Raw genomic sequence first — 26,975 nt, 5'->3', positions numbered from 1 at the left:
CTGCCGTGCAGCCCATAGTTCGGAACCCTGAAGTGAGTGACACAACAGGCGATGCCCACTGTTGTTAAAGCAGGTACCCAAAAAATGCTTAAATGGATAAGAAAAAATTAAGAAGAGAGGAGGCATTGGAATACCATGCCAAAGGCCGACCCGGAAAAATTGAAGTAATTCCTACCAAAGAAGCCAAAACCCAGCGCGACCTTTCACTTGCCTATAGCCCAGGTGTTGCAGAACCCTGCAAAGCCATTAAAGAAAACCCCGAAGACATTTATAAATATACTGCTAAAGGCAATTTAGTGGCAGTAATTACAAATGGTACAGCTGTACTTGGTCTGGGCGATATTGGACCCGAAGCCAGTAAGCCGGTGATGGAAGGAAAGGGAGTTTTATTTAAAATTTTTGCAGATATTGATGTGTTTGATATTGAAATCAATGAAAAAGATCCCGAAAAATTTGTGGCTATTGTAAAAAGTTTAGAACCCACTTTTGGCGGCATTAATCTGGAAGATATTAAGGCGCCGGAATGTTTTTATATTGAAGAACAATTGCGGCAGCAACTGAAAATACCCATTATGCACGATGACCAGCATGGTACGGCCATTATTAGTGCTGCTGCTTTATTGAATGCATTAGATATTCAGAAAAAGAAAATAGAAAAAGCCCGTTTTGTAGTGAATGGTGCCGGCGCAGCAGCTATGGCCTGTGTACAGTTGTATGTAGCATTAGGTGCCAAATATGAGCATTTTATTATGTTTGATAAAGATGGGGTTTTGCATAAAGGGCGCAATGATTTAGGAGATGTACGCATGAAGTTTGCCGTTGATAAAGCTGATTGGGATTTAGCCAAAGCCATGAAAGATGCAGATGTTTTTTTAGGCCTGAGTGTGGGCAATGTGGTAACGCAGGATATGATAAAAAGCATGGCCAAAAACCCCATTGTATTTGCAATGGCCAATCCCGATCCGGAAATAACTTATGAAGATGCTACAGCTGTTAGAAAAGATATTATAATGGCCACCGGCCGAAGTGATTATCCTAATATGGTTAATAACGTACTGGGCTTTCCGTATATATTCAGAGGTGCATTAGATGTGAGGGCTACACAAATTAATGAAGCTATGAAACTAGCAGCTGTAAAAGCCTTGGCTGAATTGGCCCGCTCTCCGGTACCAGACATTGTGAACTTGGCCTATAATTTAAAAAATTTAACCTATGGGCCTGAATACATCATTCCGAAACCCATTGATCCTCGCTTACTCTCTACCGTAGCACCTGCTGTAGCAAAGGCAGCCATAGAAAGTGGTGTGGCACAACGCATCATTCAAAATTGGGATGAATATGCCTTGGAACTGAATAAACGATTAGGTTTGGATAATCAGTTAATGCGAATTATCAGTAATAAAGCCCGCAGGGCTCCCAAACGAATTGTTTTTGCAGAAGCAGATAATTTAAAAATTTTAAAAGCTGCCAGCATTGCTTATGATGAAGGTATTGCCTATCCTATATTATTAGGAGTGGAAGAAGATATAAAAAGAATTGCACTGGAAAATAGTGTGGATATTTCTGACTTACCCATTATTGATACCCGCAGTGATACTTATGCCGATAAACGTGAATTTTATGGGCAACTGTTTTTCCAAAAAAGGCAACGCAAAGGGTTTAACCGTTATGAGAGTTTTAAAATGATGAAAGACCGAAATCATTTTGGTTGTATGATGGTTGAAACCGGTGATGCCGATGCCATGATTTCAGGATTAACCCGAAATTATGCCGATGCCATTAAGCCTGCATTACAAATTATTGGAACCGATGAAGGGGTGAAAAAAATTGCAGGCATGTATTTGCTGCTTACCAAAAAAGGCCCGCTTTTTTTAGCCGATACCACTATTAACTTTAACCCCACTGCCGAAGAACTGGCCGATATTACTTTAATGGTAGCCAGAGAAGTGCGTACCTTTAATTTAGTGCCACGTATTGCTATGTTAAGTTACAGCAACTTTGGCAGCAGTAATTCCCCGGAAGCTAATTTGGTTGCTGAAGCAGTTCAAATTGTAAAACAACGTAACCCTTCTTTAATTATAGATGGCGAAATGCAGGCTAGTCTTGCTTTTAATAATGAAATTTTAAAAGACAATTATCCCTTTAGTGATCTGGTGGGGCAGGATGTAAATGTATTGATTTTTCCTAATTTAACTTCTGGCAATATTGCCTACAACTTATTGAAAGAGTTGGGTGGTGCCGATGCAATTGGCCCTATTTTGCTGGGTTTGAAAAAACCTGTGCATGTACTGCAATTGGGTAGCAGTGTACGCAGCATAGTAAATATGGCTTTAATTGCGGTGGTAGATGCACAAATGAAGTGTAAATTAGATACGGAAGCCGAGGTACAAAAATCAAAATGGTGGAAAAGGCGGCGTTTAAAAAAGAATTAATATTTTCGTTGATGAATCGTTTTGGCGAAAACATTTAAAAATTAAAACATGTCTTTTTTTTCACATTTAGGTTCGTTTTTATTGCTGTTGAAGGGAATGTTTACACGTCCGGAAAATTGGAAAATGTATTGGAAAGAACTCATGAACCAGTGTGTTGATATTGGCGTGGGTGCTTTGCCTATTGTGGTAATTATTTCTTTGTTTTTAGGCGCTGTAACTACCGTGCAAACGGCTTATCAGTTGGTAAGTCCGTTGGTACCGCAGGCTACTATTGCACAAATTGTTCGCGATAGTATGATATTGGAATTATCACCTACGGTAGTTTGTATTGTTTTGGCCGGTGTAGTGGGCAGTAAAATTGCCAGTGAATTGGGCAATATGCGCATCAGCGAGCAGATTGATGCGATTGAAATCATGGGCATCAATACCAAAAGTTATTTATTGTTTCCTAAAATTATTGCTGCTTTAATTGTTGTACCTGCATTGATTGTAATTTCTGCTGTATTGGGTATTTGGGGTGGAAGAGAAGCGGGCAGTTTAACCGGCATCTTATCGCACGATATATATGATATTGGGTTAAGGCAAAACCTGAATTTATACAATATTCAATTTGCTTTATACAAGTCGTACACCTTTGCCTTTATTATTAGCAGTGTACCTGCTTACTTTGGTTATTTTGTTCAGGGTGGTGCACTTGAAATTGGCAAAGCCAGTACCAGAGCCGTTGTAACCAGTTGTATTTTAATTTTATTTGCCGATTATGCATTAGCAGCCTTACTGTTATAACCGGGTTTTGTTCCATAATTTTACGTTTTTTATAGGTGCATGTTATTATAATTTGGTAGCTTTCATTTTATTTATATCTATGAAAGCAACATCTTTTCAACGCAACATTAGCCACCCGATTTTATACCGCTTATTCTTATTAAAAAATTTACCCATGGCTTTTTTGGCCGGGTTGCAAGTTCAACAATTCACTGAGGCATCCGCGGTAGTAACCACTACTTATCGTTATCTTACAAAAAATCCTTTTCGTTCCATCTATTTCGCTGTATTAAGTATGGCTGCTGAATTAAGTACGGGCATATTGGCTTTTGCACAAGTATACGAACAACCTGTTAAAGTTAGTATGTTGGTGGTTGGAATGCAGGCACAGTTTTTTAAAAAAGCAACCGGTACCGTTCAATTTAGCTGTCATGATGGGAACGCCATTCAAACTGCTATTCAAACTACTATTGCTACCGGTGAATCTGTTACGCTTCTTTGTCATTCAATCGGTACAAACGAACAAAGTGAAGTTGTTGCTAATTTTGAATTTACCTGGAGTTTTAAGAGAAAATAATTGGCATATTCGTTTTCAGGTATTAAATTACAGTAATATTTAAATGTAGTTGTCATTGATGCATTCTAACGGAATGGTGCGTTGATTGCTGCATGAAAAATAATAGATAGGCCCATTTTACATATGCATTAAATTTAAAAAAATGAAAATTGCATTTCACGGAGCAGCAAGAACGGTAACCGGTTCAAAACATTTACTGACTTTAGATAATGGCAAAAAAATGTTATTAGATTGTGGCATGTTTCAAGGGTTGGGAAAAGATACCGAACCCTTAAATATGCAATTTGGTTTTGTTGCCGCAGATATTGATTATTTAATTCTTTCTCATGCACATATCGATCATTCCGGTTTAATTCCCAAATTGGTGAAAGAAGGTTTTCAGGGAAAAATTTTTTCTACACCTGCTACCAAAGAACTGAGTGATGTGCTTTTGCAGGATTCGGCTCAAATACAACGGGATGATACTAAATTCATCAATAAAAAAAGAGCCAAACAAGGATTGCCGCCTTATGCACCTTTGTATGATTTAGATGATGCTTCTAAAGCATTCGATTATTTTAATTTGGTGGAATATGGTGTATGGACTACCATAGAAAAAGGCGTTGAATTATTGTTTACCGATACCGGACATATTATTGGCAGTGCGGCCATGCATTTACGTATTACTGAAAACGGCATAACACGCCAGCTCACTTTTAGTGGCGATGTAGGGAGGTATAACGATGCTATTCTTCGCTCACCGCAAACATTTTCCCAATCTGATTATATTATTTTAGAAAGTACCTATGGTAATAAATTACATGATGAAGTACATGGTATTGCCGATACTTTATTGCAATGGATTGAACACACCTGTATTGAGAAGAAAGGAAAACTGATTATACCGGCTTTTAGTGTAGGCAGAACGCAGGAATTGTTGTATGCTTTGAATCAGTTATCCCTCGAAAGAAAATTGCCTAAAATTGCATTTTATGTTGATAGTCCTTTAAGCAGAGAGGCAACGCAGGTAGTAAAGTCATACCCGCAGTATTTTAATAACAGGATTAGAAAAGTGATGGAACAAGATGAGGATCCTTTTGATTTTCCGGGATTAAGTTTTATTAAAACGGTGGATGAAAGCAAAGCGCTTAATTTTAAAACAGAACCTTGTGTAATTATTTCTGCCAGTGGAATGGCCGATGCAGGAAGGGTAAAACACCATATTTTGAATAATATTGGCGATAATAAAAATACTATTTTATTGGTGGGCTATTGTGAACCCCACACCATGGGGGGCCGCTTATTAGCCGGCGATAAAGAAGTGAAAATTTTTGGCGATTTTTATAAAGTAGTGGCAGAAGTGGGCGAAATGCACAGTATGAGTGCACATGGTGATTATGATGATTTATGCCAGTTTATTGCTTGCCAGCAAAAAGATTTGGTAAGAATTTTGTTTTTGGTACACGGAGAATATGATGTGCAACAGGATTTCAGGAACCGATTAGTAAGAAAAGGTTTTAAAGAAGTGGTAATACCTTCATTACATTCTGAACATTTGTTAGATTAAAAAATTATTTATGCAAATTTGAGAACAAATTTATACTTGAATTATTGATATAAAATATTCTTTTATTATTAATGTATACCTGTGCTAAAACGTTCCACAATACAGTTGTTGCGCATTCCGTTTTCTTTTTTATTAATGCCAGTATTCTGGTTTTCCTTATTATTTGTTGAATATATTCAATGGTGTCATGTCATTTTATTGTTTTTTATTATTCATATTTTAATGTACCCTGCCAGTAATGCTTATAATAGTTACATGGATAATGATACTGAAAGTATTGGTGGTATAGCCAGGCCGCTTGCCCCCACAAAGCAATTGTTTTATGTTTCTTTAGTAATGGATGTTTTGGCTTTTGTATTGGCCTTGTGGATGAACGTTTGGGTAGGCTGTAGTGTGCTTGTTTATATTATTTTTTCCAGATTGTATAGTTACAGAGGCGTTCGTTTAAAAAAATATCCGGTGGCGGGTTTCCTAACGGTTATTTTAAATCAGGGCGGATTGGTTTTTTTTACTGTTTATCAGGCTGCAACAATGCAACCTGCAGTTTCTGTACCCATAATGGGGGTGTTAACAGCCATATTATTAATTGGTGGTTTTTATCCAATTACTCAGGTTTACCAGCATGCGGCCGATAAAGCAGATGGAGTAACAACACTCTCTGTTTTATTGGGTATAAAAGGCACTTTTTTATTTTGTATGGCCATGTATGCACTGGCTTTTTTGTGTATGTTGTATTATTTTACATCCATTTCCTCTATTCATACGTTTATTATGATACAACTATTTTTTTTGCCGGTATTGGTTTACTTTTTTTACTGGATGCAATTGGTCTGGAAAGATGTTCAAAATGCAAACTTTAAACAAACCATGCGAATGAACTGGATTGCAGCTACATTTACCAATATGGCCTTCATTTTTGTATTAATACAACAACACATTGGCTAATATTATTTCAATAGGAACTACAGTGCCTGATTTTTGCCATCAGCAAACCGATATTCTGCAGTTTATGCAGAATATGTATCGATTAGATAATGCACAGAAACGTATATTGTCTTTTTTATACCGCCAAAGTGGTATTCGTCAGCGCTACTCCGTTCTCAATGATTTTTCTGAAAAGCATGAGCACCTGCATCAACTATTTGCTGCACAATCTGTAAATCCACCTATTTCTAAACGGATGGATGTATATCAATTAATGGCGCCGGTATTGGCATTCAAAGCAATTCACAATTGTTTAAATGGAGTGGCAGAACCTCATCAAATTACACATTTAATTACCGTAAGTTGTACCGGAATGAGTGCGCCGGGTATTGATTTGCAATTAGCTGAAATGTTGAACCTGCCCGATACTGTATTTCGAACCTCTGTAAATTTTATGGGTTGTTATGCAGCCATTCATGCATTAAAAATGGCCAATTATATTTGTAAGTCTGAACCTGACGCCGTTGTTGTAATTGTTGCCGTAGAATTATGTACCCTTCATTTTCAGCCCGAATTTACGGAAGATAATGCTGCCAGTAGTTTGTTGTTTGCCGATGGAGCTGCGGCGGTACTTGTTTCAACCCAACAGGTTAAAACCACACCCAAACCGATAATTGCATTGGAAAGTTTTTATTCTAAAATAGAGCGAAAAGGAAAAAATGATATGGCATGGATGATTGGCAATCATGGTTTTGAAATGACACTGAGTGGGTTTATTCCATCCATTATTGAAGCGGATATTGAAGAGCTGGTATATGCTGCTTTGAAAAATTCAGGTTATACGCTACAGGCCATACAGCATTGGTGTCTGCATCCCGGTGGAAGAAAAATTATTGATGTAATTGAAAAGAAATTAGGATTAACTCGTGAAAAAACGATTTCATCCCGTTTTATTTTAGAAAATTTTGGCAATATGTCTTCGCCCACCATATTATTTGTATTAAAAGAAATGATGCAACACAAACCTCTGCAACCGGAACCTGTTTTTGGAATAGCATTTGGTCCGGGTTTAACCATGGAAACTTTTACTGCCCAACTGATATGAATTTGCGTAAACGCTCATACCAACCTGAATTGTTAGATGCGGATGCCATTCCGTTTGAAGATATTTATTTGAATATGAAAGAGTTGAATGTTATTAATACCTGGTTGGGCGGCCATGCGATAACTGTTAATGGATTTAAACAATTCGTCAAAAACAAAAACCAAATAACTGTTTGCGAAATAGGTTGTGGCGGTGGTGATAATTTAAAGGCGATTGCTGAATTTTGTATACAACAACGGATACTCCTTTCAGTAATAGGAATTGATAAAAATGCCTCTTGTATTGAAGTAGCAAAAAAACTAAATGGTAATTGGGTAGATTCCAAATGGATAGTGGCCGATTATGCTTCTGTTGTATTTCAGCAAAAGCCTGATATTATTTTTTCTAGTTTATTCTGCCATCATTTTACCGAAACGCAATTAAATTTTCAATTACTATGGATGCAACAAAATAGTCGATTAGGTTTTTTTATCAATGACTTGCACAGAAATTATGTAGCCTACTACTCCATTCTTTTACTTACAAAACTATTTTCAAAATCCTACCTGGTAAAGCATGATGCACCACTGAGTGTTGCACGTGGATTTATAAAAAAAGAATGGGAAACTTTATTACAGGTTGCAGCCATCCATTACTATTCTGTTACATGGAAATGGGCATTTCGTTATTTAATTATTGTACGCCATGAAATCAGCAATTGATTTTGATGTAGCCATTATTGGTGGTGGTTTGGGTGGATTAACACTGGCCATTCAATGTGCCAATGCAGGATATCGTGTGGCACTTTTTGAAAAGGAAAATTACCCATTTCATAAGGTTTGTGGTGAATATATTAGTAATGAAAGTAAGCCTTTTTTAAACCATCTGGGTATACCATTGGAAGAATGGAATTTACCTGCTATTCAGCAATTAATAATAACAGATGTGAAAGGTAAGGCATATCCGTTTGCATTAGATTTAGGTGGATTTGGTGTTAGCAGGTATCAATTAGATAGTGCTTTATATAAGTTAGCTGTGCAAAAAAAAGTTCAGGTATATAGCCAAAAAAAAGTTTTAGATGTAAACTATTTGAATAATTATTTTGAGGTAGCGGCAATCAATACAAATATTTCTGCAAAAGTTGTAGTAGGAAGTTTTGGTAAAAGGAGCAATTTTGATGTACTATGGAAACGAATACCATCATTTAAACAAAAAAGTCCTTCTTCAAATAATTTTATTGGTGTTAAATACCATATTCGCTATCCTCATCCTTCTAACCAAATTGCATTACACAATTTTAAAAATGGTTACTGTGGTATTTCCATGATTGAAGAGCAGAAATGTTGTTTGTGTTATTTAACAACGCTGGATAATTTGCGTAACAATGAAAGCCGAATTGAAGTGATGGAAAAAAAAATACTTTTTAAAAATCCTGCGTTAAAAAAAATATTTTCTGGAGCTGATTTTTTGTATAATGCACCACAAGTAATTACGCAGGTATCTTTTGCGCCTAAAACACAAATTCAAAATCATGTATTAATGGTTGGTGATGCTGCCGGATTAATAACTCCACTTTGTGGCAATGGTATGAGTATGGCAATGCATGCCGGAAAGTTAGCCTTTCAGGCGATTGACGGTTTTTTGCAGGGTACCGTCAATAGAACGGAGATGGAACACCAATATGCTAAAAACTGGCATCTCCAATTTCAGCAACGATTATGGGTTAGCAGAAAAGTACAGGCATTGATGGGTGCCGAATGGTTAACTTCTGTTTCTTTAAATTTGTTACAGCGTTTTCCTTTTTTGGCTAAACAGGTAATTAGTTCAACCCATGGTCAACCTTTTTAGTGTACACATTGTTAATGTAACTGGTTGAACAAATACGATTGTATGAAAAGTATTTTTTTAGGATTATTTTGCCTGTTGAGGATGACACAGTTATTTGCACAAACCCTACACCCGGATGATGCTACTTCGCAAGTTTTATTTACCATTAAAAATTTTGGTATAAATACAACTGGAAGTTTAAATGGGTTGCAAGGGGATATTATCATTAATGAACAGGATTGTTCAAAAGATTATTTTCATGTAAGTGTAAGTGCTTCTTCTGTAAATACGGGTATTAGTGCAAGAGATCATCATTTACGTTCCAATGATTATTTTAATGTTGCTACTTTTCCTGACATTCAATTCATCTCCGAATCTGTATATCAAAATAAAAGTGATGGAACATGTTGGGTAACCGGAAAATTAACCATTAAAGCAGTTAGTCAATTTATCAAATTCCCTTTTACAGTTGTTCGTACGTCAAATGGTTATCGTTTGAAAGGTGCATTTTTCATCAATCGGTTAGATTACGGGGTTGGATTATCCAGTTGGGTGTTGGCCAATACAGTGTTGGTGCAATTAAATGTATTAGCTGTTCAATAAATTGAGGTTATTAGATAAATGTTCGGGTGCCAAAATCGGTATAGGTTTCTCTAAAATTTTTTGGTGTACAATTTTTTCGTTTTTTAAATGTACGATTAAAATTGCTCATATTATTAAACCCACATTTATCGGCAATTTCATTAATACTATGGGTGGTTTCAATCAATAATCTGGCCGCATGACCAATTCTAATTTCATTTAATGTATCAACAAATGTTTGTCCGGTTCTGGTTTTAAAAAAACGGCTGAAAGAAACTTCAGTCATGGCTGCAATTTTAGCTACTTCGGTAAGGGTAATGGGTTGTTCAAAATGTTGAAGCATATATTCCATTACTTTTTCTATTCTTCTGCTGTTAAAAGAAAAATGATTTGTATTGGCAAAAGATGTATCAGATAATATTTGCATATTTTTGGAAGTAGAAAGTTCATGCAAAATGGCGAGTAATTCCAAAACAGAATCGAAACCTTTTTTTTCGGGTAATTCCAGTAATCTGGGTTTTAACAATGCTGTTGTTTCTGCTGAAAATAAAATGCCTCTGGAAGAATGGTCCAGCATATTTTTAATAAAGTTCAACTGATTACGGCGTAAAAATTTTTCATCAAACAAATCCGGATGAAACTGAATGGTAATTTCTGTTATTTCATTACTGGTGCACTGGTTTGTAAACCAGCCGTGTTGTAAATTAGAGCCTACTAATACCAGTTCAATTTCACCTACTTCTCCAATATGATCACCAATAACACGTTTGGCTTTTGGGGCATTAACAATAAAGTTTAATTCAAACTCTTCATGATAATGTAAAGGAAAATCAAATCCTTTTTTCACTCTTGAAAAGATCGTAAAACAATCGTTTTGTGTTAACGGAATTACTTCTTTTAAAAGTTCAGGGGGGGTATACATAAAAGTTTATTTTAAGGTTGGCTAAGACAAATTAAAATTTGAAATGCTGCATGCGTTCTAAAATTACTGTTAATTTGATAAAAAAGTATTACTATCTATATTTTTTTGATTTTTATCAAACCTTTATGTAGTGTTATTTTTACACAGTGGTTCTTTTAATAAATGCTAAAATAACAATATAATTTGATAAAAAAGTATTTAAAATGCAATCGGTTGATATTTATTTTTGGTGAAACAAATTGCTATATGAAAAAATTAAGGCTACAACGCTTTTTTTTGGCGTGGTTATTAGTACTCTTCTCATTTGCTGCTTTTGCTCAAAGCAGAAAAATTACCGGAACAGTTACAGATGAAAATGGTGCCAGTTTGGATGGTGCTACCATTGTGGTAAAAAATACAAAAATTAGAACCACTACTAATGAAAATGGTATTTTCTCCATTAATGTTCCAAATGATAAGCATGTTTTAGTGATTACTTATGTAGGATTGAGAACGCAGGAAATAAACATAAATGGAAAAAATGTGATTAAGATAGTTCTAAAACCCTCTTCAGGCGATTTGAATGATGTAGTAGTAATTGGTTATGGCACACAAAAAAAGCAGGATGTAAACGGAGCTATTTCAACTGTTAGTGCTAAAGATATTGCAGATATTCCACAACCTTCTGTTGATCAAATGTTACAAGGGCGGGCAGCTGGTGTTACCGTTACACAAAACTCCGGCCAACCCGGAGCTGCTGTTTCTGTACGTGTAAGAGGCATCACCTCATTTACCGGTACTGAACCACTGTATGTAGTTGACGGAGTCGCCATTGACGGCAATGCACCTTCACAGGCTTCATCAAATGATAAAACCCTGGGTGGATTATCTCCAAGTGAGCAAGAGCAAAAACCAAGTGTATTAGCGAGTATTAATCCAAATGATATTGCATCAATTGATATTTTGAAGGATGCCTCTGCCACAGCAATTTATGGTAGTCGTGGCGCCAATGGTGTTATAATTATTACTACTAAAAAAGGTAAGAATGGAGAAGCCCGGATTAATTATGATGCTTACTATGGCAATCAGGAACAGGGTAAGTATTTAAAAATGATGAACCTGCCACAATATGCAAAATTTGAAAATACATTAGCAGATCTGTATGGCTTAACTCGCCGAATAGATTTTGCAGATCCGAGTAAATTAGGGCCCGGTACTAACTGGCAGGATGCTGTTTTTAAGAGAACCGCACAAATGAGCCATACACTTTCCATGTCTGGTGCAAATGGAAAAACAGACTATTATATTTCCGGTGGTTATTTTGAACAAAAAGGCACTGTAATTGGTTCAGATTTTAACCGGTTTGCCTTTCATACCAACATTAACTCTCAGGTAAAAGATTGGTTTAAAGTGGGAACAAGTATTACTGCCAATCAAAATAAGGCTAATATAGGTTTAGGCAATTCATATGGTATTATTTATAATGCATTATTGCAGGCTCCTGATGTAGCAGTGTATAACGCAGATGGATCATATTCAGGGCCGGCTGTAGTTAATGGCACCATACAGGGTGGCCCTAACCCTGTTCAACAAGCAATGAGTATTACCAATTATTTAATTAGAAGTAATATTCAGGGTATGTTGTATGGCGATATTAAATTTTCAAAAGACTTTACTTTACATTCAGAAGTGAATGGTAATTTTAATTGGGGACAGGCAAAAATTTTCCGCCCAACTTATTCTTATGGTGCACCAGGTTCCGCACCTGCTTTCGTCAATACACAGGCCGTTTTGTTAGAAAATAATAATTTTGATCACTATTGGAGTTGGTTAGAACATTTAAATTATAACCACACTTTTGCAGGCAAGCATGCTGTTCAGGCTTTAGTAGGTCATGAAGTATGGGCATCTGCATATGATGGTATTGTAGCCAGTACCAAGGGTTTTACTGCAGGCAATGCCATTCAAACTTTAAACCTGGGTACGCAAACCTCCAACACGTTAGATGAACCTAAGGGTAGCACATCTATGGAGTCCTGGTTAGTACGTGTTATTTATACTTTTGATAATAAATACAGTATTACTGCAACTGATCGTAGAGACCAGTCATCCAACTTTGCTCCCGGCCATCAGGTTGGGTATTTTCCCGGCGTTGCAGCGTCATGGAGAATTTCTCAGGAGCCTTTCATGGCAAAAATTAATTCTTTATTCAGTAATCTTAAGTTGCGGGTAGGTTATGGTACTACCGGTAATTCTAATACAAATGGAGGATATAAATATGGTTCAGCTATTACACCTGTTGTTACAGGAATAGGAACAGGGTTTAGTTTTGCCAACTTTAGTAATCCCAATTTAACATGGGAAACTGCTATTCAAAGTAATGCAGGTATAGATTTCAGTATGCTTCATAACAGAATAGATGCATCTTTTGATATATACAAAAAAACATCAAAAAACTTTTTATTCCAACAGCCTTTACCTGCTTTTTTGGGCGGGGGAACGGCTGAATATTCCAATGCTGCTGTGGTACAACCACCTTGGGTAAATGCCGGCGAAATTCAAAATACCGGTTTTGAATTTAGTATTACCAGCCGTAATATCATTAAAAAAAATTTTACCTGGACAACCAATGTAGTGTTTTCACATTATAACAATAAGGTTATATCATTGAACGGATTTCCTGCTATTATCGGCAATGTTTCTACCGGTTTTGGGCCTCAAATACCTGCTACTTATACACAGGTTGGCGGACCCATCGGAGAGTTTTATGGTTATAAAACATTAGGTATCATTAAAACACAAGATCAATTAGCTTTTTTGGCCCAGCATCCGCAAAATGTAATTGGCCAGCCCGAATTAATTAGTAGCAACAGATCGCAAACAAATGCCATTTATTTAGGTGATATTTTATATGATGGTAATGATGGTAAAGGCGGGCCTAATAAACAATATGCTTTAGGTAATCCCAATCCCGATTTTACATACAGCATTACCAATAGTTTTACTTATAAAGATTTTGATTTTTCCTTTTTCTTAGTGGGTTCACAAGGTGGTAAAATTTTAAATGCTGTTTCATTTCAAACAATGGGAATGTACAGTTTATACATGAACCAAAGAGCCAATGTTGCTAATTTCTGGACTCCTTCTAATCCTAATTCCAACATACCTGCTCCAAGGTCTGGTTTCGGAAATAATAACCTCGTTATGTCTGACAGATTTCTGGAAGATGCTTCTTATTTAAGAATACAGAATGTTCGAATAGGATACAATCTGCCTCAGGCATGGGCAGCAAAAGTAAAAATGGCCAGATTAAAAGCTTATATAAGCGGACAAAATTTATATGTATTTACTAAATACAGTGGCCTTGACCCGGAAATAGGTTCTTTAAATCAAAACCCAGTTTTGCAAAATATTGATTATGGCAGGTATCCTACACCGCGTACAATCACCTTTGGATTGAATGCTGAATTTTAATTTATTAACTACTTAAGTGAAAACTACAATGAAAACAAAATATATATTCAGTTTCATAGTCTTCTCAAGCTTGCTTTCATTAGGCTGTAAGAAAGATTTCTTTAACAGACCGCCTGAAAACGCTTCTACTGTTGGCACTTATTACCAAACTGCTGATCAGGTACAATCCAGCACCAACATATTGTATGCAGCACCCTGGTTCGGATTTAATGGGAAAGCATTTTTAGCTATTGGAGATTTACAGGCCGGAAATGCTATTTGTTATGCAGGTACAGATGGTTCGTTTGATGCCTTTGGTGCTTTCGGTGCCGGAAATGCAACTCAAACTGTTGCCAGTGCCTGGAATTCTTTATACACAGTAATTGCACAAGCTAATGCTTTGCTAAATAATCTGCCCTCTGCAGTACCTGCATCAGTGCCTCCTGCTGTTGTAAATAATGCATTAGGTGAAGCACGTGTAATGCGAGCTGCTGCTTACTTTTACTTAACAAGGCTTTTTGGGAATGTTCCCATTATTACAGATCCTTCTCCATACGTTGGTAGTTTTTCCAGTGTGCGTACAAATCCTGTAACAGATGTATATAAATTTATTACAATGGATTTGCAGTTTGCAGAAAAAAATTGCTCGTCAGGGGTTGCATCCACAGGGCATGTTTCAAGTGCCTCAGCTTCGGGTTTATTAGCTAAAGTATATTTATATCAACAGAAATACGATAGTGCACTAATTGAAGTACAAAAAGTAATTAGTAGTGGCGAATTTGGTTTGGTTGGGTTAGATGCACCTGGAAGCTATACTCAAATGTTTGAATTGGCCGGCAATAATAATAAAGAATCTATGATTGCTTTACAATGGACTTCTAACGGAGGGTATGGTTTTGGTAATCAACTACAATCGGTAATTGCGCCAAATACTAATATTACCGGCACCGGCGACGGATGGGGAGAACTAGGCCCCAGCTTAGATTTGCAAAATGCTTTTAAAAATGCTGGTGACTCAATTCGAAGACATGGATGTATTATGGTTGATGGCGATTTTTATCCGGAAATACAGAAAAAAATAGGCGGCTATTACGTACATAGAATTGATAGGGGTATGGGTGCTGTGAATGCGCAGGGTACAGGTGCAGGTATGAAAAAATATGTTGTAGGTACACCCGATGATAATGGCGGTTTAAGTGCTTTTCAGGCTACTTCCAATAATACCTATTTATTGCGCTATGCTGACGTGTTATTAATAGGTGCGGAAGCCATAATGGGCAAAATTGCAGGTGCTCAAACCGGGCAGGGTATTGATACCAATGCTGTTTGTTCTGACCCGGTTGCATTAGGTTATTTGAATAAAGTCCGGCAACGAGCAGGCTTGCAGGCATTGGCCAGTTTTACTTACAAACAATTGCTTAATGAACGAAGATTAGAGTTTGCCATAGAAGGGGATTATTGGTATGATTTACAAAGAATTGATGGCTTTAATAATGCACATCATCCAACTGCTATTGCTATGATTAATGCACAAGACAGACGCACTGTAAATGTAGATAATACCACCGGACAAATAACCAGCTATAATGTCGGAAGAAGTTTTACACTCAGCGATGCAAATTTTATATTGCCTTATCCGGTAACAGAAACTGCAGCTAATCCTTCATTATTAATGCCTCCTGTTCCCTATAAATTTTAAACATTAATGTTATTTCATATGAAAACAACAAATAAATATATTAAAAAAAGGCATATTTTATATGCTTGTATGATACTAACCTTTGCTTCAATAGTGGTTTCATGCAAAAAATATGATAGTCTCGGGTTTACACCCGGAACCGGTAAACCTACTATCAGTTCAGTTCATACCTGGAGTAAAACCGATACAACAGTTTATTATGATACCGTCACATCTATTGATGCATCAGGAAATATAACTAAAACACCGGTAGCCAGAACCAACAAAATTGTGCCGTTTGATTCAGCCACTACTGCAGGTGCATTAGGCAATTATTACATTATTTATGGGTCTAATTTAGGTAGTACAACATCAATCACCTTCAATGGATACAATGCCTACTTTAACAGAGCATTGTTAACCGATAACTCCATAGTAGTGCAGGTACCATCTAAAACTCCTTATTTACCCCCATTAGCAAATGACAGTTTAGTTGTTATAACTTTATATGGTAAAGCAACTTATAAGTTCAGCATTTTGGCACCACCACCAACGCCATCGGCTTATTCTAATTACGATTTTTATTCCGGTTCTCAAATTACACTTAACGGGGTGGGATTTGCGACTATTTCTTCTGTGAACTTAACCGGTGTTAGCGGCGGCACAGCTAATGTAAGTATTGTTAGTCAGAACGATTCAGTAATGGTTTTGCAATTTCCTTCTACAACCATTACTCGGGGTAACTTAACCTTTTCTTATAATTCAGGGGGAACTACTCAAACGTTAACTGATAAACAAGAATTGGTAGATCTGGATAATGCCTATCAAATTTTTACGGATGATTTTCAAAACAGTTGGACAGATGGTTCATGGGCATCACCTTCCGGAAAATCAACCAACGCATTTAAAACAGGTAATGCTGCATTTATTGCTTCATTCCCCGCTGGCGGATGGAAAATTGAGGGCTTTGCTAATTGGTGGCCAAGTTTGCCTTATGATGCTTCGTATAAATACATTATTTTTTGGATAAAAGGAGGTACTGTATCACATACGTTGAATCTTGAAACAAATACTTCATCTGTAGGTTACGGACAAAACTCGGTAAATCCAATTGTGGTACCTCCCAATGTATGGACTTACTTTAAGATACCACTCAATACGCTTAATTTCTGGAAACCCGGAACGACGCTGCAACAATTGGGTTTCTTTTTGAAAGGGCAAAGTGGTGATGTGGATGAAACTTATTATTTTGATGATGTGGTGTTAGTAAAATAAGAAGATTGTTTTAGCATGTACATTAAAGCTATTGTTTGAAAAAAGTTCTGTTTTTTGAAGCACTGATGATTTAAAAAAACATTACTTAAATTAGGGCAAATCCAGTTTCCGGAAAGCTTCAATTTGGTAACTTTTTAACATTAGTATTAAATGATTGAACTATTTGGTCAAGTGGTAGCATCTCATCAAGAGCATGATACCACTTATTTCAAAAATCGAACTTATTTGTTGAATTCAGTTTTTTTAAAAGTGGAATCTATGCTTTATTTTATTTTTTTTAATTTTAAACCATGCAGCCCCCAACCATGTATACGCATTTGCTATATGTAAGACAAAAGTGTTCAATAACGTTGATTGGCATATTGTTTCTTGTAATGGTATCAACAAAAATATATGCACAACCCGTTGACATTGCTGCTACTAAAGAAACTTTACATTTGTATCAGTTCTTACAAAAAACCTTGTATCTGGGAATATTATTCGGCCACCAGGATGATTTGGCTTATGGGGTGAATTGGAAATATGTTGATGGAAACAGTGATGTGCAATCTGCAGTAGGCGCTTATCCTGCCGTTTATGGTTGGGAATTGGGACGAATAGAAAATGATGCAACGAATAATATTGATGGAGTACCATTTGCGAAGATGCGGCAATATATACAAACTGCATATGAACGGGGTGGTATCATCACCATCAGCTGGCATTTAAATAATCCATTAACCGGAAAAACAGCATGGGATCCCTTTCCCGGAACGGTTGCTTCTATTTTACCCGGTGGAGAAAAAAATGCAGTATACAATAGTTGGTTAGATAAAGTGGCCAATTTTCTTCAATCTTTAACAGGAAAATATGGTGAAGTTATTCCAGTTATTTTCAGACCATTTCACGAACTAAATGGGAATTGGTTTTGGTGGGGAAAAGCACATTGTACCCCAGATGAAATGATTCGTTTATACAGATATACTGAACACTATTTGAAAGATGTTAAAAATATTCACAACTTGCTTTATGCTTTTAATACCGATCAGTTTGCCAATCTAAATGAATATGAAGAAAGATATCCGGGCAATGCATTTGTAGATATTGTTGGTTTCGATATTTATCAACGTGATAATAGCGGTAAAGCGTTTGTGCATAATATTGGAAGAATGTTAACTGATTTGGATGCATTTGCTGCAACCCACAAAAAAATTCCTGCACTAACAGAGTTTGGGTTTAATGAAATTCCGGATAAAAACTGGTGGACAACCGTTTTTGCAGCCGGATTAAAAGGGCATCAGGTTGCTTATGTATTAGGGTGGCGTAATGCTGGTGCAAAAGCCGACGGCAGTATAGAATATTATGTTCCTTTTCAGGGAGAAGCCTCGCAGCCCGATTTTCAGAAAATGAAAAAAAGTGGCTTGTTTATTTTTCAGGATAAGTTAAGTTTTAGTAAAGTATACCAATAACAGCAAAATGTTTTTTCTCATAAGTAGTAGTCGTTTATTAAGATTTGAAACACCGACCGTAGTGTCTACTATGGTCTTTTTTCTTTTGTTATGCACACCTGCAGCTTTTAAGAAATTATTTTGCATTCATTCAATTGCAACACTTCAATGAAACTTCAACTCATAGATGTATTAATTCTTGTAGCCTACCTTATTACAATGGTTGCTATTGGTTTATGGATGCGTAAACGGGCAAGATTAAGCAAAGAAAGTTACTTAATGGGCGGAAAATCGCTGCCCTGGTATATGTTGGGACTAAGTGATGCATCTGATATGTTTGATATTAGTGGTACTATGTGGATGGTAACTTTGTGTTTTATCTACGGATTGAAGAGTATTTGGATTCCCTGGTTATGGCCTGTATTTAACCAGGTATTTATGATGATGTTTTTAAGTAAATGGTTAAGAAGAAGCAATGCCAATACCGGTGCCGAATGGCTGCAAACCCGTTTTGGTGTACATGGTGCCGGCATAAAGGCCTCTCAGTTAGTCGTTATTGCCTTTGCATTAATTAGTTGCCTTGGTTTTTTAGCCTATGGATTTGTTGGCTTAGGTAAGTTTATGGAAATTTTTATACCATGGGATAATGTGAAGGGATATATTCCTTTTCATGTAGCCGATAAATATGTGCCTCATATTTACGGTATCGTATTCACACTCTTCGCTATGTTTTATTCAATTCTCGGTGGCATGCATAGTATTGTGCTGGGCGATGTAATTAAATATGCCATCATGACAGTTGCCTGTATTGCCATTGGTGTAATTGCCTGGCATCATTTAAATGGCCATCAGTTGCCGGTTCCTGAGGGATGGAAAGATCCATTTTTTTGTTGGCGATTGCATTTAGATTGGTCAAATATTGTAGCTGATGCGAACAAAAAAATTGAAGAAGATGGATTTGGATTATTTGGAATATTTTTTATGATGATGTTATTAAAAGGTGTTTTTGCTTCATTGGCGGGCCCTGCACCGAATTATGATATGCAAAAAATTTTAAGTACCCGAAGTCCAAAAGAAGCCAGTAAAATGACTGGTTTTGTAAGTATTATTTTATTACCTATACGGTATACAATGGTAATTGGCTTAACGGTATTGGCTTTGCTCTACTATCATACATTGCCTTTAAAAGGACCAGATGGTGTAGTAGACTTTGAACGTATTTTACCTGCTACCATTAATAGTTTTCTGCCTGTTGGTATTATGGGTATTGTTTTAACAGGGCTTCTTGGAGCGTTTATGGGTACATTCAGCGGAACTGTGAATGCAGCTCAGGCATATATTGTTAATGATATTTACTTAAAATACATCCATCCTACTGCTAATAATAAGCGTATTATTTCCATGAACTATTTGGTGGGTGTAATTGTGGTAGCCACGGGTGTATTTTTTGGTTTTTTAACCAACAACGTAAATGATATTTTACAATGGATTGTTGGTGGTTTATATGGAGGATATGTGGCGGCCAATTGTTTAAAATGGTATTGGTGGCGTTTTAATGCAAATGGATTTTTTTGGGGTATGGTAGTTGGTATTATCGCTGCATTAATCATGCCTTATGTAACAACGGGACTGCCTTTATATTGGTGGCCTGCATTATTTGTTTTATCACTTGCCGGTTGTTTTATTGGAACCTATATGGCTTCTCCAACCGATGAAGCTGTATTAAAACATTTTTATAAAACAGTTCGTCCATGGGGTTTTTGGAAACCCATTCATCAACTTGTTCTTAAGGATAATCCTTCCTTTAAGGAAAATAAAAATTTTTGCTTAGATATGTTTAATGTTTCAATCGGTATTATTGGCCAACTGTGTTTTACATTGTTTCCAATGTACCTGATTTTGAAAATGCAAACACCATTTTGGATCAATCTTTCTATTATTCTGATAATCGTATTTATATTAAAAAAAACCTGGTGGAACAGGTTAGAAGATTAGTATTTCGAAAAACTAAACCAAACACGCATGCATGACTATTTAACACGTTTCAACTGGTTAAAGGATAACTATGAATCACTCATCAAAAAAAATAATCAACCCATTCAACAACTGAGTGGGCTTTATGTACGATATTCAAATCCTGTACTTACTGCTGCTCATACTCCTTTAATGTGGCGGTATGATTTAAATCCGGCTACGAATCCATATTTGTTGGAAAGATTTGGAATCAATGCAGTATTCAATGCAGGTGCCATTAAGTTCAATGATAAGTATTTATTGATGGTTAGGGTAGAAGGTACCGACCGAAAATCTTTTTTTGCAATTGCTGAAAGCCCAAATGGTATTGATCATTTCAGGTTTTGGGACTGTCCGGTTCTTATTCCGCAAACCAATATACCTGATACCAATATCTATGATATGCGATTAGTGGCACACGAAGATGGTTGGATTTATGGCATCTTTTGTACGGAACGACGAGATCCTTCGGCTCCTGAAGGCGATCAGTCTGCAGCCATAGCACAATGCGGTATTGCCAGAACAAAAGATTTAAGGCAATGGGAACGTTTACCCGATTTAATTACACCTTCTCCACAACAACGTAATGTAGTATTGCACCCTGAATTTGTAAATGGAAAATACGCATTTTATACCCGACCGCAAGATAGTTTTATTGAGGCCAGAAAAGGCGGGGGTATTGGGTTTGGATTAGCTGATAATATTACCCATGCTGTTATTCATGAAGAAACGATTGTAGATAAAAAAGTATATCATACTATTTATGAAGCAAAGAATGGGGCAGGACCTGCTCCCATTAAAACCAAATATGGATGGTTGCATCTGGCGCATGGCGTTAGAAATACTGCTTCCGGATTACGGTATACCCTTTATGTATTTATGACTGATTTGAATGATTTAACCAGAGTGATACATAAGCCTGCCGGTTATTTTATTGCCCCCGACGGTGAAGAAAGAACCGGTGATGTTTCGAATGTAGTATTTAGTAATGGATGGATATTGGATGATGACGGCGAAAATTTGTTGATTTATTATGCTTCATCCGATACAAGAATGCACGTTGCAGCAACTTCACTCTCTATTTTGTTAGATTATGTGCTCCACCATCCGGAAGATGGGTATAGTTCTGCCGCATCGGTACAAACATTGCAACAAATTATTGATAATAATTTTGCTTATCTCAATCAGACTGCCTGTAGCGTGCAACATATAGTTTCAGCAGAATAAAATTTTAGTTGTTTAACCTATACAATTTGAAAAAAATATTAAAATATAGAAATCAAATGGAAACAGAGCTGCAGCAAATTTTGCAGTTTTGGATGAATCATGCGGTTGATCAGCAAAAAGGTGGTTTTTTAGGAGCACTCAATCATCAAAATATTCCCGATTTAGCTGCCCCTAAAGGAATTGTATTAAATGCCAGAATACTATGGACATTCTCGGCTGTTTATCAATGGAAGCCAGATACCCAATATATCATGCTGGCAGAAAGGGCTTTTGATTATTTAATGGAGTATGGATTGGATAAAAAATTTGGAGGTGTTTTTTGGAAATTATTGCCTGATGGTAATGTTTTAGATGATCGTAAACAAATATATGCACATGCATTTGTTATATATGGATTGAGTGAATTCTATGAAGCAACAAAAAATAAGAAGGCTTTAGATGCAGCCATTAGTCTATTTTATCTGATTGAAGAAAAAAGTTATGATGTAAAATATGGTGGTTATTTTGAAGCATTTACACGAAACTGGTCTGCCATTGAAGATGCTCGTTTAAGTGAAAAAGACCGGAATGAAAAAAAAACTATGAATACACATTTGCATATAATTGAAGCATATGCCAATTTGTATAAGGTTTGGCCAAACAGAATTTTAAAATTCAAAATTATTCATCTGCTGCAATTATTCAAACAGTATTTTATTGATGCCAAAAGTTTTCATCTGAATTTATTTTTTACTGAAAATTGGCAATTAAAACGCGATGTTATTTCTTATGGACATGATATTGAGGCAGCTTGGCTTTTGTTAGACTGTGCTATTATAATTGGTGATATTGAATGGATGCACACATTGGAACAAATGGCGGTATCCATTGTAAATGCTGCGGCAGAAGGTTTAGATGTGGATGGCGGATTATGGTATGAAAAAAGAATAGCAGATGATTTTTTGATTCGGGAAAAACATTGGTGGCCACAGGCAGAGGCCATGATAGGTTTTTTAAATGCCTGGCAAATAACACAACAAAACCATTTTTTTGAAAAATCGTTCAATAGCTGGCAATTTGTAAAAGAGCATATCATCGACAAAAATTATGGCGAATGGGTATGGGGTGTTGATGCCAATTACCGGGTAATGAATAGTCAGGATAAAATTGGTTTTTGGAAGTGTCCTTATCACAATGCAAGGGCTTGTATGGAAATTATTCAAAGGTTATCCATGCCAACAATATTTGATTCGTTTTAAACCCATAACATGTATCAGTCAATCGTTCATTTCTTGAAACAAAACCTGCTGTGCGCAGCCATGTTATTTTTAAGTGTTACATGTGTATTTGCACAACAGAGCATATTTAATATTACTGATTATGGAGCAGTTGTCAATAGTAAATTGCCTGCTACTAAAGCGTTGCAAAATGCCATTGATGCTTGCAGCAAAAGTGGTGGCGGAACGGTTTTCATTCCTTCAGGTACTTTCATTATTGGTACGGTGCATTTGCAAAGTCATATTACTTTGTATCTGCAATCCGGTTCCATTTTAAAAGGCAGTACGCATTTATCCGATTATGAAAATTTTTTTCCTGATACGCCTTTTATTCCTATACATAAAGGCATGTTCTTTACTGAAAATAAAGAAGATATTATCATAACCGGTGAAGGTAGGATTGATGGCAGTGGTATTTTCTTTTTCGATACCACAAAGGCTAAAAAGTTAGATAGTATTGCCACCCGTTTTACCAGGCAAAAAAATAATTTTAGAAACATAGCTGAAGGAGTTGGTGACGGACCTTTAGTGCCGAATGACAGGCCTTATCAGATGTTTGTATTCAGTAATTGTAAAAGAGTATCGGTAAAAAATATTTTTATTACGGATGCCCCTTTCTGGTGTATGCATTTTGCCGATTGTGATGCAGTATTTGTAAGTGGTATTCGTTTGTGGAATAATTTATTGGCGCCAAATGCCGATGGTATAGATGTTACCAGTTGCACCAATGTAATTATTAATGATTGTGATATCAGAGCAGGTGATGATGCCATTGCAATAACGGGTTATAACCATCATTTTGAAATACCCGGTTTTCAACATGTCAAACATATTTCAAAAAATATTATTGTTAGCAATTGTAACCTGCAATCTTATTCCAGTGGTATTCGAATTGGTTTTTTAGATCAGAATACCGTGAAAAATATTGAGGTGAATAATGTAAATATTACTAATTCTACAAGAGGTATTGGAATTTTTTTACGTGATGAAGGTTCTTTGGAAAATATCAGCTTCAATAATGTATTTATTGAAACTAAATTACGCACGGGCGATTGGTGGGGCAATGGTGAACCGATTCATATTTCTGCTGTTCGTGGCAAAGCAAACATTCAATTGGGTTCCATTCGGCATGTATTTTTTAATAATATTATTTGCGCCGGCGAAAATGGAATATTATTGTATGGTAGTGAGGAAAGCCATTTACAGGACATCAACTTCAATCACATTCGTTTTAAAGTTGTGAATAGTGCTTTAAATACTGTTGCCGGTGGGAATATTGATTTGCGTGGATGTTTACGACCAAGAGAACAACTATTCCAAAGTGATATTCCTGGAATTTTAGCGCGTTATATAGAAGGTTTACATATCAACGATTTTATGTTGGAATGGTCTAAACAATTACCATCATTTTTTACCAATGGCTTGGAATTGCACCACTTCAGCAATGTATCCATTTTCAATTTTAAAGCTTCACATGCACCAAATGCAATTAACGGGTATAAAATTTTTGCTGCAAGCGGCGATGGATTTGTTACAGACGATCTTTCCGGTGTAAAAAAGGTAGAGGTTCAATAATGAAATGTATTCATTTGTCATAAATAAAAATTTGTTATGCTTCTTCATAATAAAAATCCTTTGTTCTTAACCATGTTGTTTTTTGCACAACAGTTATTAGCTCAAATACCGGTATTCAATGTTGTTACGCCAAATAATACCAGTATACAAAAGTTTGATAAGTTTGAATTAACAATTCAATTAACTGCTGCTTATACCAACCCGTTTGATTATAATGATATTGCTGTAAAAGCCGTTTTTATGGCACCCAATGGTGTTGTTGATTCGGTAGATGGGTTTTATATGCAGGATTACACACTCAACACAACCAATGGCAGTATAACACCTGCCGGTAATGGTGTTTTTAAAGTTCGGTTTACACCTATTCAAACGGGTATATGGCATTACAGCCTTATTTGCACTAATACTGTTGGCATTACCACCTTTGGTGATGCTACATTCACTTGTGTAAATAGCTCCGATCCGGGGTTTATTCGAAAAAATAATTCTAACTATTTAAGTTTTGATGATAGTAGTCAATATATTCCCGTTGGCGAAAATATGTGCTGGCAGGATAATAATGTGTATACAGATTATTCCAATTGGTTAAACAAATTAAGCAATAACGGGGGTAATTTTATAAGAGTTTGGATGGCCGATTGGTCGTTTGCTTTAGAATGGAAAGGAAGTAATTATGGTGGTTTAAAAAACTATCAGCAATCCAATGCATATTACTTAGACTGGCTTTTAAATACTTGTAAGCAAAAGGGTGTACGTATTATGCTTTGCTTAAACCATCATGGGCAGGTATCTACTACAGTAAATCCAGAATGGAACAACAATCCTTATAACATTGCAAATGGAGGGCCTTGTAATAATACATGGGATTTTTTTTCAAACTCAACTGCTAAAAATTTATTTAAAAACCGAATGCGTTATATTATTGCCCGGTATGGTTACTCTAACACAATTATGAGTTGGGAATTGTTTAATGAAGTAGAATGGACCGATAGTTTTAATACTTATAAAACAAATATTACAAACTGGCATCAGGAAATGGCTGCTTACATTAAATCGAAAGATGTGTATCAGCACTTGGTAACCACCAGCTATGCACATGATAATAATGATCCAGCTACCTGGAGTTTGGAAAATATTGATTTTACGCAAACACATTATTATGTTGGCGCACCCAATTTAGAGTCGATATTAGCTGCCGGCAGCCGTTCTTATATCTGGCAATTTAAAAAACCAATACTCAATGGCGAGTTTGGTATTAATTCCGGAAACGTTGCTTTATCTTCTATTGATCCGAATGGTGTGTATATTCACAATACAATGTGGGCTACTGCATTAAGCGGGGCAATGGGTACTGCAATGAGTTGGTGGTGGGATAATTATATTGATCCGAAAAATTTGTATACGCATTTTAAAGGCATCTCTTCATTTGTAAATGCATTAAATTTAAAATCTGAATTATATGCACCGGTTACAGCCACCATAAGCGGAGGGGGTAATGCCGATTTAACCATTTCACCCAGCGCTGGCTGGGCTGCAGCTACTGCTGCTAATTTCACCATTGATGCTTCCGGAAATATAACACCGACTGCCACACAGTTAGGACAATATTTGTATGGTTCGGTATACAATACCCAATATAAAAATCCGCCTGTTTTTACTGTTACTTATCCTGTAGCCGGACAGTTTAAAGTGGTTGTGAACAATATTAGCACAGCACCTCAGTTGCATATTTATCTGGATGGTAAGGATACGGCTTTTAATACTGTTGCCAATGCTACCTATTTCATCAATGTGTCTGCAGGTAATCATACCATAAAAGTGGATAATACAGGAACCGATTGGATGAATATTTCTAGTTATGTTTTTACTAATGTAGGTTCTTCGGTTGCTGCATATGTATTGCAATCTGCACTACAAAATAAAATTGCCGGATGGATTTTAAACAATCAATATAATTGGAGTTATTTGCAAAATCATAATGGTGTAGCACCTCCTCCTATAAATGGTGCTACTATTCAAATTGCGGGAATGGCTAATTTAAATTATACAGTACAATGGTATAATACGAATACCGGCTTACCAGTAAGTACTTCATCTATAACAGTGAATAATGGTATTTTAACAGTAAATATTCCCAACTTAAGCTGGGACTTAGCATTTACTGCAACACCTAACGGATGTGCCCTTGTGAAACCATTGTTTACAAAAAATGTGTATTCTATTTGTGGTAATGATTCTACATTAGTTTCCATAAGTAATAATATCGGTTCCGATAGCCTTTTTTGGAATATTAATGGTATAACAGATTCATCACAACGAACACAACGGTTTATCAATAATGCAGGATATGTAATAGCAATACTTCGGTAGTTTTTTAAGGTTGAGAAGGATTGGATATGGATAACAAATTTGGAGGGGAAAAGATGTTAACAG

Annotated in this window: 19 protein-coding genes; 18 read left to right on the top strand and 1 reads right to left on the bottom strand. The window is 36.2% G+C overall.

What is annotated here, in order from left to right; translation table 11 throughout:
* Window positions 1-92: 92 nt before the first annotated feature.
* The 9 genes from JK139_RS15755 to JK139_RS06570 all read left to right on the top strand — a co-directional run bounded on the left by JK139_RS15755 (window position 93) and on the right by JK139_RS06570 (window position 9,758).
* Window positions 93-2,432 (top strand): NADP-dependent malic enzyme, encoded by a 2,340-nt coding sequence (locus JK139_RS15755; RefSeq protein WP_074420720.1) that lies wholly within the window; start codon window positions 93-95, stop codon window positions 2,430-2,432.
* Window positions 2,433-2,480: 48 nt separating this feature from the next.
* The gene (locus JK139_RS06605; protein ID WP_074419417.1) at window positions 2,481-3,218 is read left to right on the top strand and encodes an MlaE family ABC transporter permease; all 738 of its coding nucleotides are present in this window, start codon (window positions 2,481-2,483) and stop codon (window positions 3,216-3,218) included.
* A 79-nt stretch (window positions 3,219-3,297) separates the two neighbouring features.
* On the top strand, window positions 3,298-3,774 hold the full coding sequence (locus JK139_RS06600; RefSeq protein ID WP_074419416.1) for a DUF4442 domain-containing protein: 477 nt from the start codon (window positions 3,298-3,300) through the stop codon (window positions 3,772-3,774).
* A 142-nt stretch (window positions 3,775-3,916) separates the two neighbouring features.
* Window positions 3,917-5,320 (top strand): MBL fold metallo-hydrolase RNA specificity domain-containing protein, encoded by a 1,404-nt coding sequence (locus tag JK139_RS06595; RefSeq protein WP_218330883.1) that lies wholly within the window; start codon window positions 3,917-3,919, stop codon window positions 5,318-5,320.
* A gap of 135 nt (window positions 5,321-5,455) precedes the next feature.
* Window positions 5,456-6,265: a UbiA family prenyltransferase gene (locus JK139_RS06590; protein WP_074419414.1), complete on the top strand. Its 810-nt coding sequence runs from the start codon at window positions 5,456-5,458 to the stop codon at window positions 6,263-6,265.
* Window positions 6,258-7,349: a type III polyketide synthase gene (locus JK139_RS06585; RefSeq protein WP_218330882.1), complete on the top strand. Its 1,092-nt coding sequence runs from the start codon at window positions 6,258-6,260 to the stop codon at window positions 7,347-7,349. Before JK139_RS06590 ends, JK139_RS06585 begins: the two co-directional genes overlap by 8 nt.
* Complete coding sequence (locus JK139_RS06580; RefSeq protein ID WP_074419412.1) at window positions 7,346-8,050, top strand: methyltransferase domain-containing protein; 705 nt, start codon at window positions 7,346-7,348, stop codon at window positions 8,048-8,050. Before JK139_RS06585 ends, JK139_RS06580 begins: the two co-directional genes overlap by 4 nt.
* Window positions 8,034-9,176 carry an NAD(P)/FAD-dependent oxidoreductase gene (locus tag JK139_RS06575; protein ID WP_074420719.1) on the top strand — a complete coding sequence of 381 codons (1,143 nt, stop codon included), beginning with the start codon at window positions 8,034-8,036 and terminating at the stop codon, window positions 9,174-9,176. Before JK139_RS06580 ends, JK139_RS06575 begins: the two co-directional genes overlap by 17 nt.
* 42 nt (window positions 9,177-9,218) lie before the next feature.
* Window positions 9,219-9,758 (top strand): YceI family protein, encoded by a 540-nt coding sequence (locus tag JK139_RS06570; protein ID WP_218330881.1) that lies wholly within the window; start codon window positions 9,219-9,221, stop codon window positions 9,756-9,758.
* A 10-nt stretch (window positions 9,759-9,768) separates the two neighbouring features.
* On the opposite strand, the gene JK139_RS06565 is transcribed toward JK139_RS06570, so the two are convergent.
* On the bottom strand, window positions 9,769-10,659 hold the full coding sequence (locus tag JK139_RS06565) for a helix-turn-helix domain-containing protein (RefSeq protein ID WP_218330880.1): 891 nt from the start codon (window positions 10,657-10,659) through the stop codon (window positions 9,769-9,771).
* Between the two features lie 246 nt (window positions 10,660-10,905).
* Between JK139_RS06565 and JK139_RS06560 the strand changes: the two genes are divergently transcribed.
* From JK139_RS06560 to JK139_RS06520, 9 genes are all read left to right on the top strand, one after another.
* A complete protein-coding gene (locus JK139_RS06560; protein ID WP_218330879.1) occupies window positions 10,906-14,112 on the top strand; it encodes a SusC/RagA family TonB-linked outer membrane protein in 3,207 nt (1,068 codons plus the stop codon).
* A 28-nt stretch (window positions 14,113-14,140) separates the two neighbouring features.
* Window positions 14,141-15,790 (top strand): RagB/SusD family nutrient uptake outer membrane protein, encoded by a 1,650-nt coding sequence (locus JK139_RS06555; protein WP_218330878.1) that lies wholly within the window; start codon window positions 14,141-14,143, stop codon window positions 15,788-15,790.
* A 69-nt stretch (window positions 15,791-15,859) separates the two neighbouring features.
* Window positions 15,860-17,044 (top strand): IPT/TIG domain-containing protein, encoded by a 1,185-nt coding sequence (locus tag JK139_RS06550; protein WP_218330877.1) that lies wholly within the window; start codon window positions 15,860-15,862, stop codon window positions 17,042-17,044.
* Between the two features lie 374 nt (window positions 17,045-17,418).
* A complete protein-coding gene (locus tag JK139_RS06545) occupies window positions 17,419-18,492 on the top strand; it encodes a glycoside hydrolase family 26 protein (protein WP_218330876.1) in 1,074 nt (357 codons plus the stop codon).
* 147 nt (window positions 18,493-18,639) lie between these two features.
* Entirely contained in the window at window positions 18,640-20,466 is a 1,827-nt protein-coding gene (locus JK139_RS06540; protein WP_218330875.1) for a sodium:solute symporter family protein, read from the top strand.
* Between the two features lie 27 nt (window positions 20,467-20,493).
* Complete coding sequence (locus tag JK139_RS06535) at window positions 20,494-21,711, top strand: glycoside hydrolase family 130 protein (RefSeq protein ID WP_074419295.1); 1,218 nt, start codon at window positions 20,494-20,496, stop codon at window positions 21,709-21,711.
* Between the two features lie 56 nt (window positions 21,712-21,767).
* The gene (locus JK139_RS06530) at window positions 21,768-22,949 is read left to right on the top strand and encodes an AGE family epimerase/isomerase (protein WP_218330874.1); all 1,182 of its coding nucleotides are present in this window, start codon (window positions 21,768-21,770) and stop codon (window positions 22,947-22,949) included.
* A 9-nt stretch (window positions 22,950-22,958) separates the two neighbouring features.
* On the top strand, window positions 22,959-24,542 hold the full coding sequence (locus tag JK139_RS06525) for a glycoside hydrolase family 28 protein (RefSeq protein WP_218330873.1): 1,584 nt from the start codon (window positions 22,959-22,961) through the stop codon (window positions 24,540-24,542).
* A 36-nt stretch (window positions 24,543-24,578) separates the two neighbouring features.
* Complete coding sequence (locus JK139_RS06520) at window positions 24,579-26,912, top strand: DUF5060 domain-containing protein (protein ID WP_218330872.1); 2,334 nt, start codon at window positions 24,579-24,581, stop codon at window positions 26,910-26,912.
* Window positions 26,913-26,975: the final 63 nt, after the last annotated feature.

This window comes from Hydrotalea lipotrueae, assembly GCF_019249625.1.
In the GTDB taxonomy this organism is placed as follows: Bacteria; Bacteroidota; Bacteroidia; order Chitinophagales; family Chitinophagaceae; genus Hydrotalea; species Hydrotalea flava.
The sequence above is the reverse complement of the archived record's forward strand: the minus strand, read 5'-3'. Positions and strand labels throughout refer to the sequence as shown.

Bases quoted from the DNA above. Each gene is read 5' to 3' on its own strand.
- JK139_RS15755 (WP_074420720.1), top strand. From the start codon at position 93: ATGGATAAGAAAAAATTAAGAAGAGAGGAGGCATTGGAATACCATGCC.
- JK139_RS06605 (WP_074419417.1), top strand. From the start codon at position 2,481: ATGTCTTTTTTTTCACATTTAGGTTCGTTTTTATTGCTGTTGAAGGGA.
- JK139_RS06600 (WP_074419416.1), top strand. From the start codon at position 3,298: ATGAAAGCAACATCTTTTCAACGCAACATTAGCCACCCGATTTTATAC.
- JK139_RS06595 (WP_218330883.1), top strand. From the start codon at position 3,917: ATGAAAATTGCATTTCACGGAGCAGCAAGAACGGTAACCGGTTCAAAA.
- JK139_RS06590 (WP_074419414.1), top strand. From the start codon at position 5,456: ATGCCAGTATTCTGGTTTTCCTTATTATTTGTTGAATATATTCAATGG.
- JK139_RS06580 (WP_074419412.1), top strand. From the start codon at position 7,346: ATGAATTTGCGTAAACGCTCATACCAACCTGAATTGTTAGATGCGGAT.
- JK139_RS06575 (WP_074420719.1), top strand. From the start codon at position 8,034: ATGAAATCAGCAATTGATTTTGATGTAGCCATTATTGGTGGTGGTTTG.
- JK139_RS06570 (WP_218330881.1), top strand. From the start codon at position 9,219: ATGAAAAGTATTTTTTTAGGATTATTTTGCCTGTTGAGGATGACACAG.
- JK139_RS06565 (WP_218330880.1), bottom strand. From the start codon at position 10,659: ATGTATACCCCCCCTGAACTTTTAAAAGAAGTAATTCCGTTAACACAA.
- JK139_RS06560 (WP_218330879.1), top strand. From the start codon at position 10,906: ATGAAAAAATTAAGGCTACAACGCTTTTTTTTGGCGTGGTTATTAGTA.
- JK139_RS06555 (WP_218330878.1), top strand. From the start codon at position 14,141: ATGAAAACAAAATATATATTCAGTTTCATAGTCTTCTCAAGCTTGCTT.
- JK139_RS06550 (WP_218330877.1), top strand. From the start codon at position 15,860: ATGATACTAACCTTTGCTTCAATAGTGGTTTCATGCAAAAAATATGAT.
- JK139_RS06545 (WP_218330876.1), top strand. From the start codon at position 17,419: ATGGTATCAACAAAAATATATGCACAACCCGTTGACATTGCTGCTACT.
- JK139_RS06540 (WP_218330875.1), top strand. From the start codon at position 18,640: ATGAAACTTCAACTCATAGATGTATTAATTCTTGTAGCCTACCTTATT.
- JK139_RS06535 (WP_074419295.1), top strand. From the start codon at position 20,494: ATGCATGACTATTTAACACGTTTCAACTGGTTAAAGGATAACTATGAA.
- JK139_RS06530 (WP_218330874.1), top strand. From the start codon at position 21,768: ATGGAAACAGAGCTGCAGCAAATTTTGCAGTTTTGGATGAATCATGCG.
- JK139_RS06525 (WP_218330873.1), top strand. From the start codon at position 22,959: ATGTATCAGTCAATCGTTCATTTCTTGAAACAAAACCTGCTGTGCGCA.
- JK139_RS06520 (WP_218330872.1), top strand. From the start codon at position 24,579: ATGCTTCTTCATAATAAAAATCCTTTGTTCTTAACCATGTTGTTTTTT.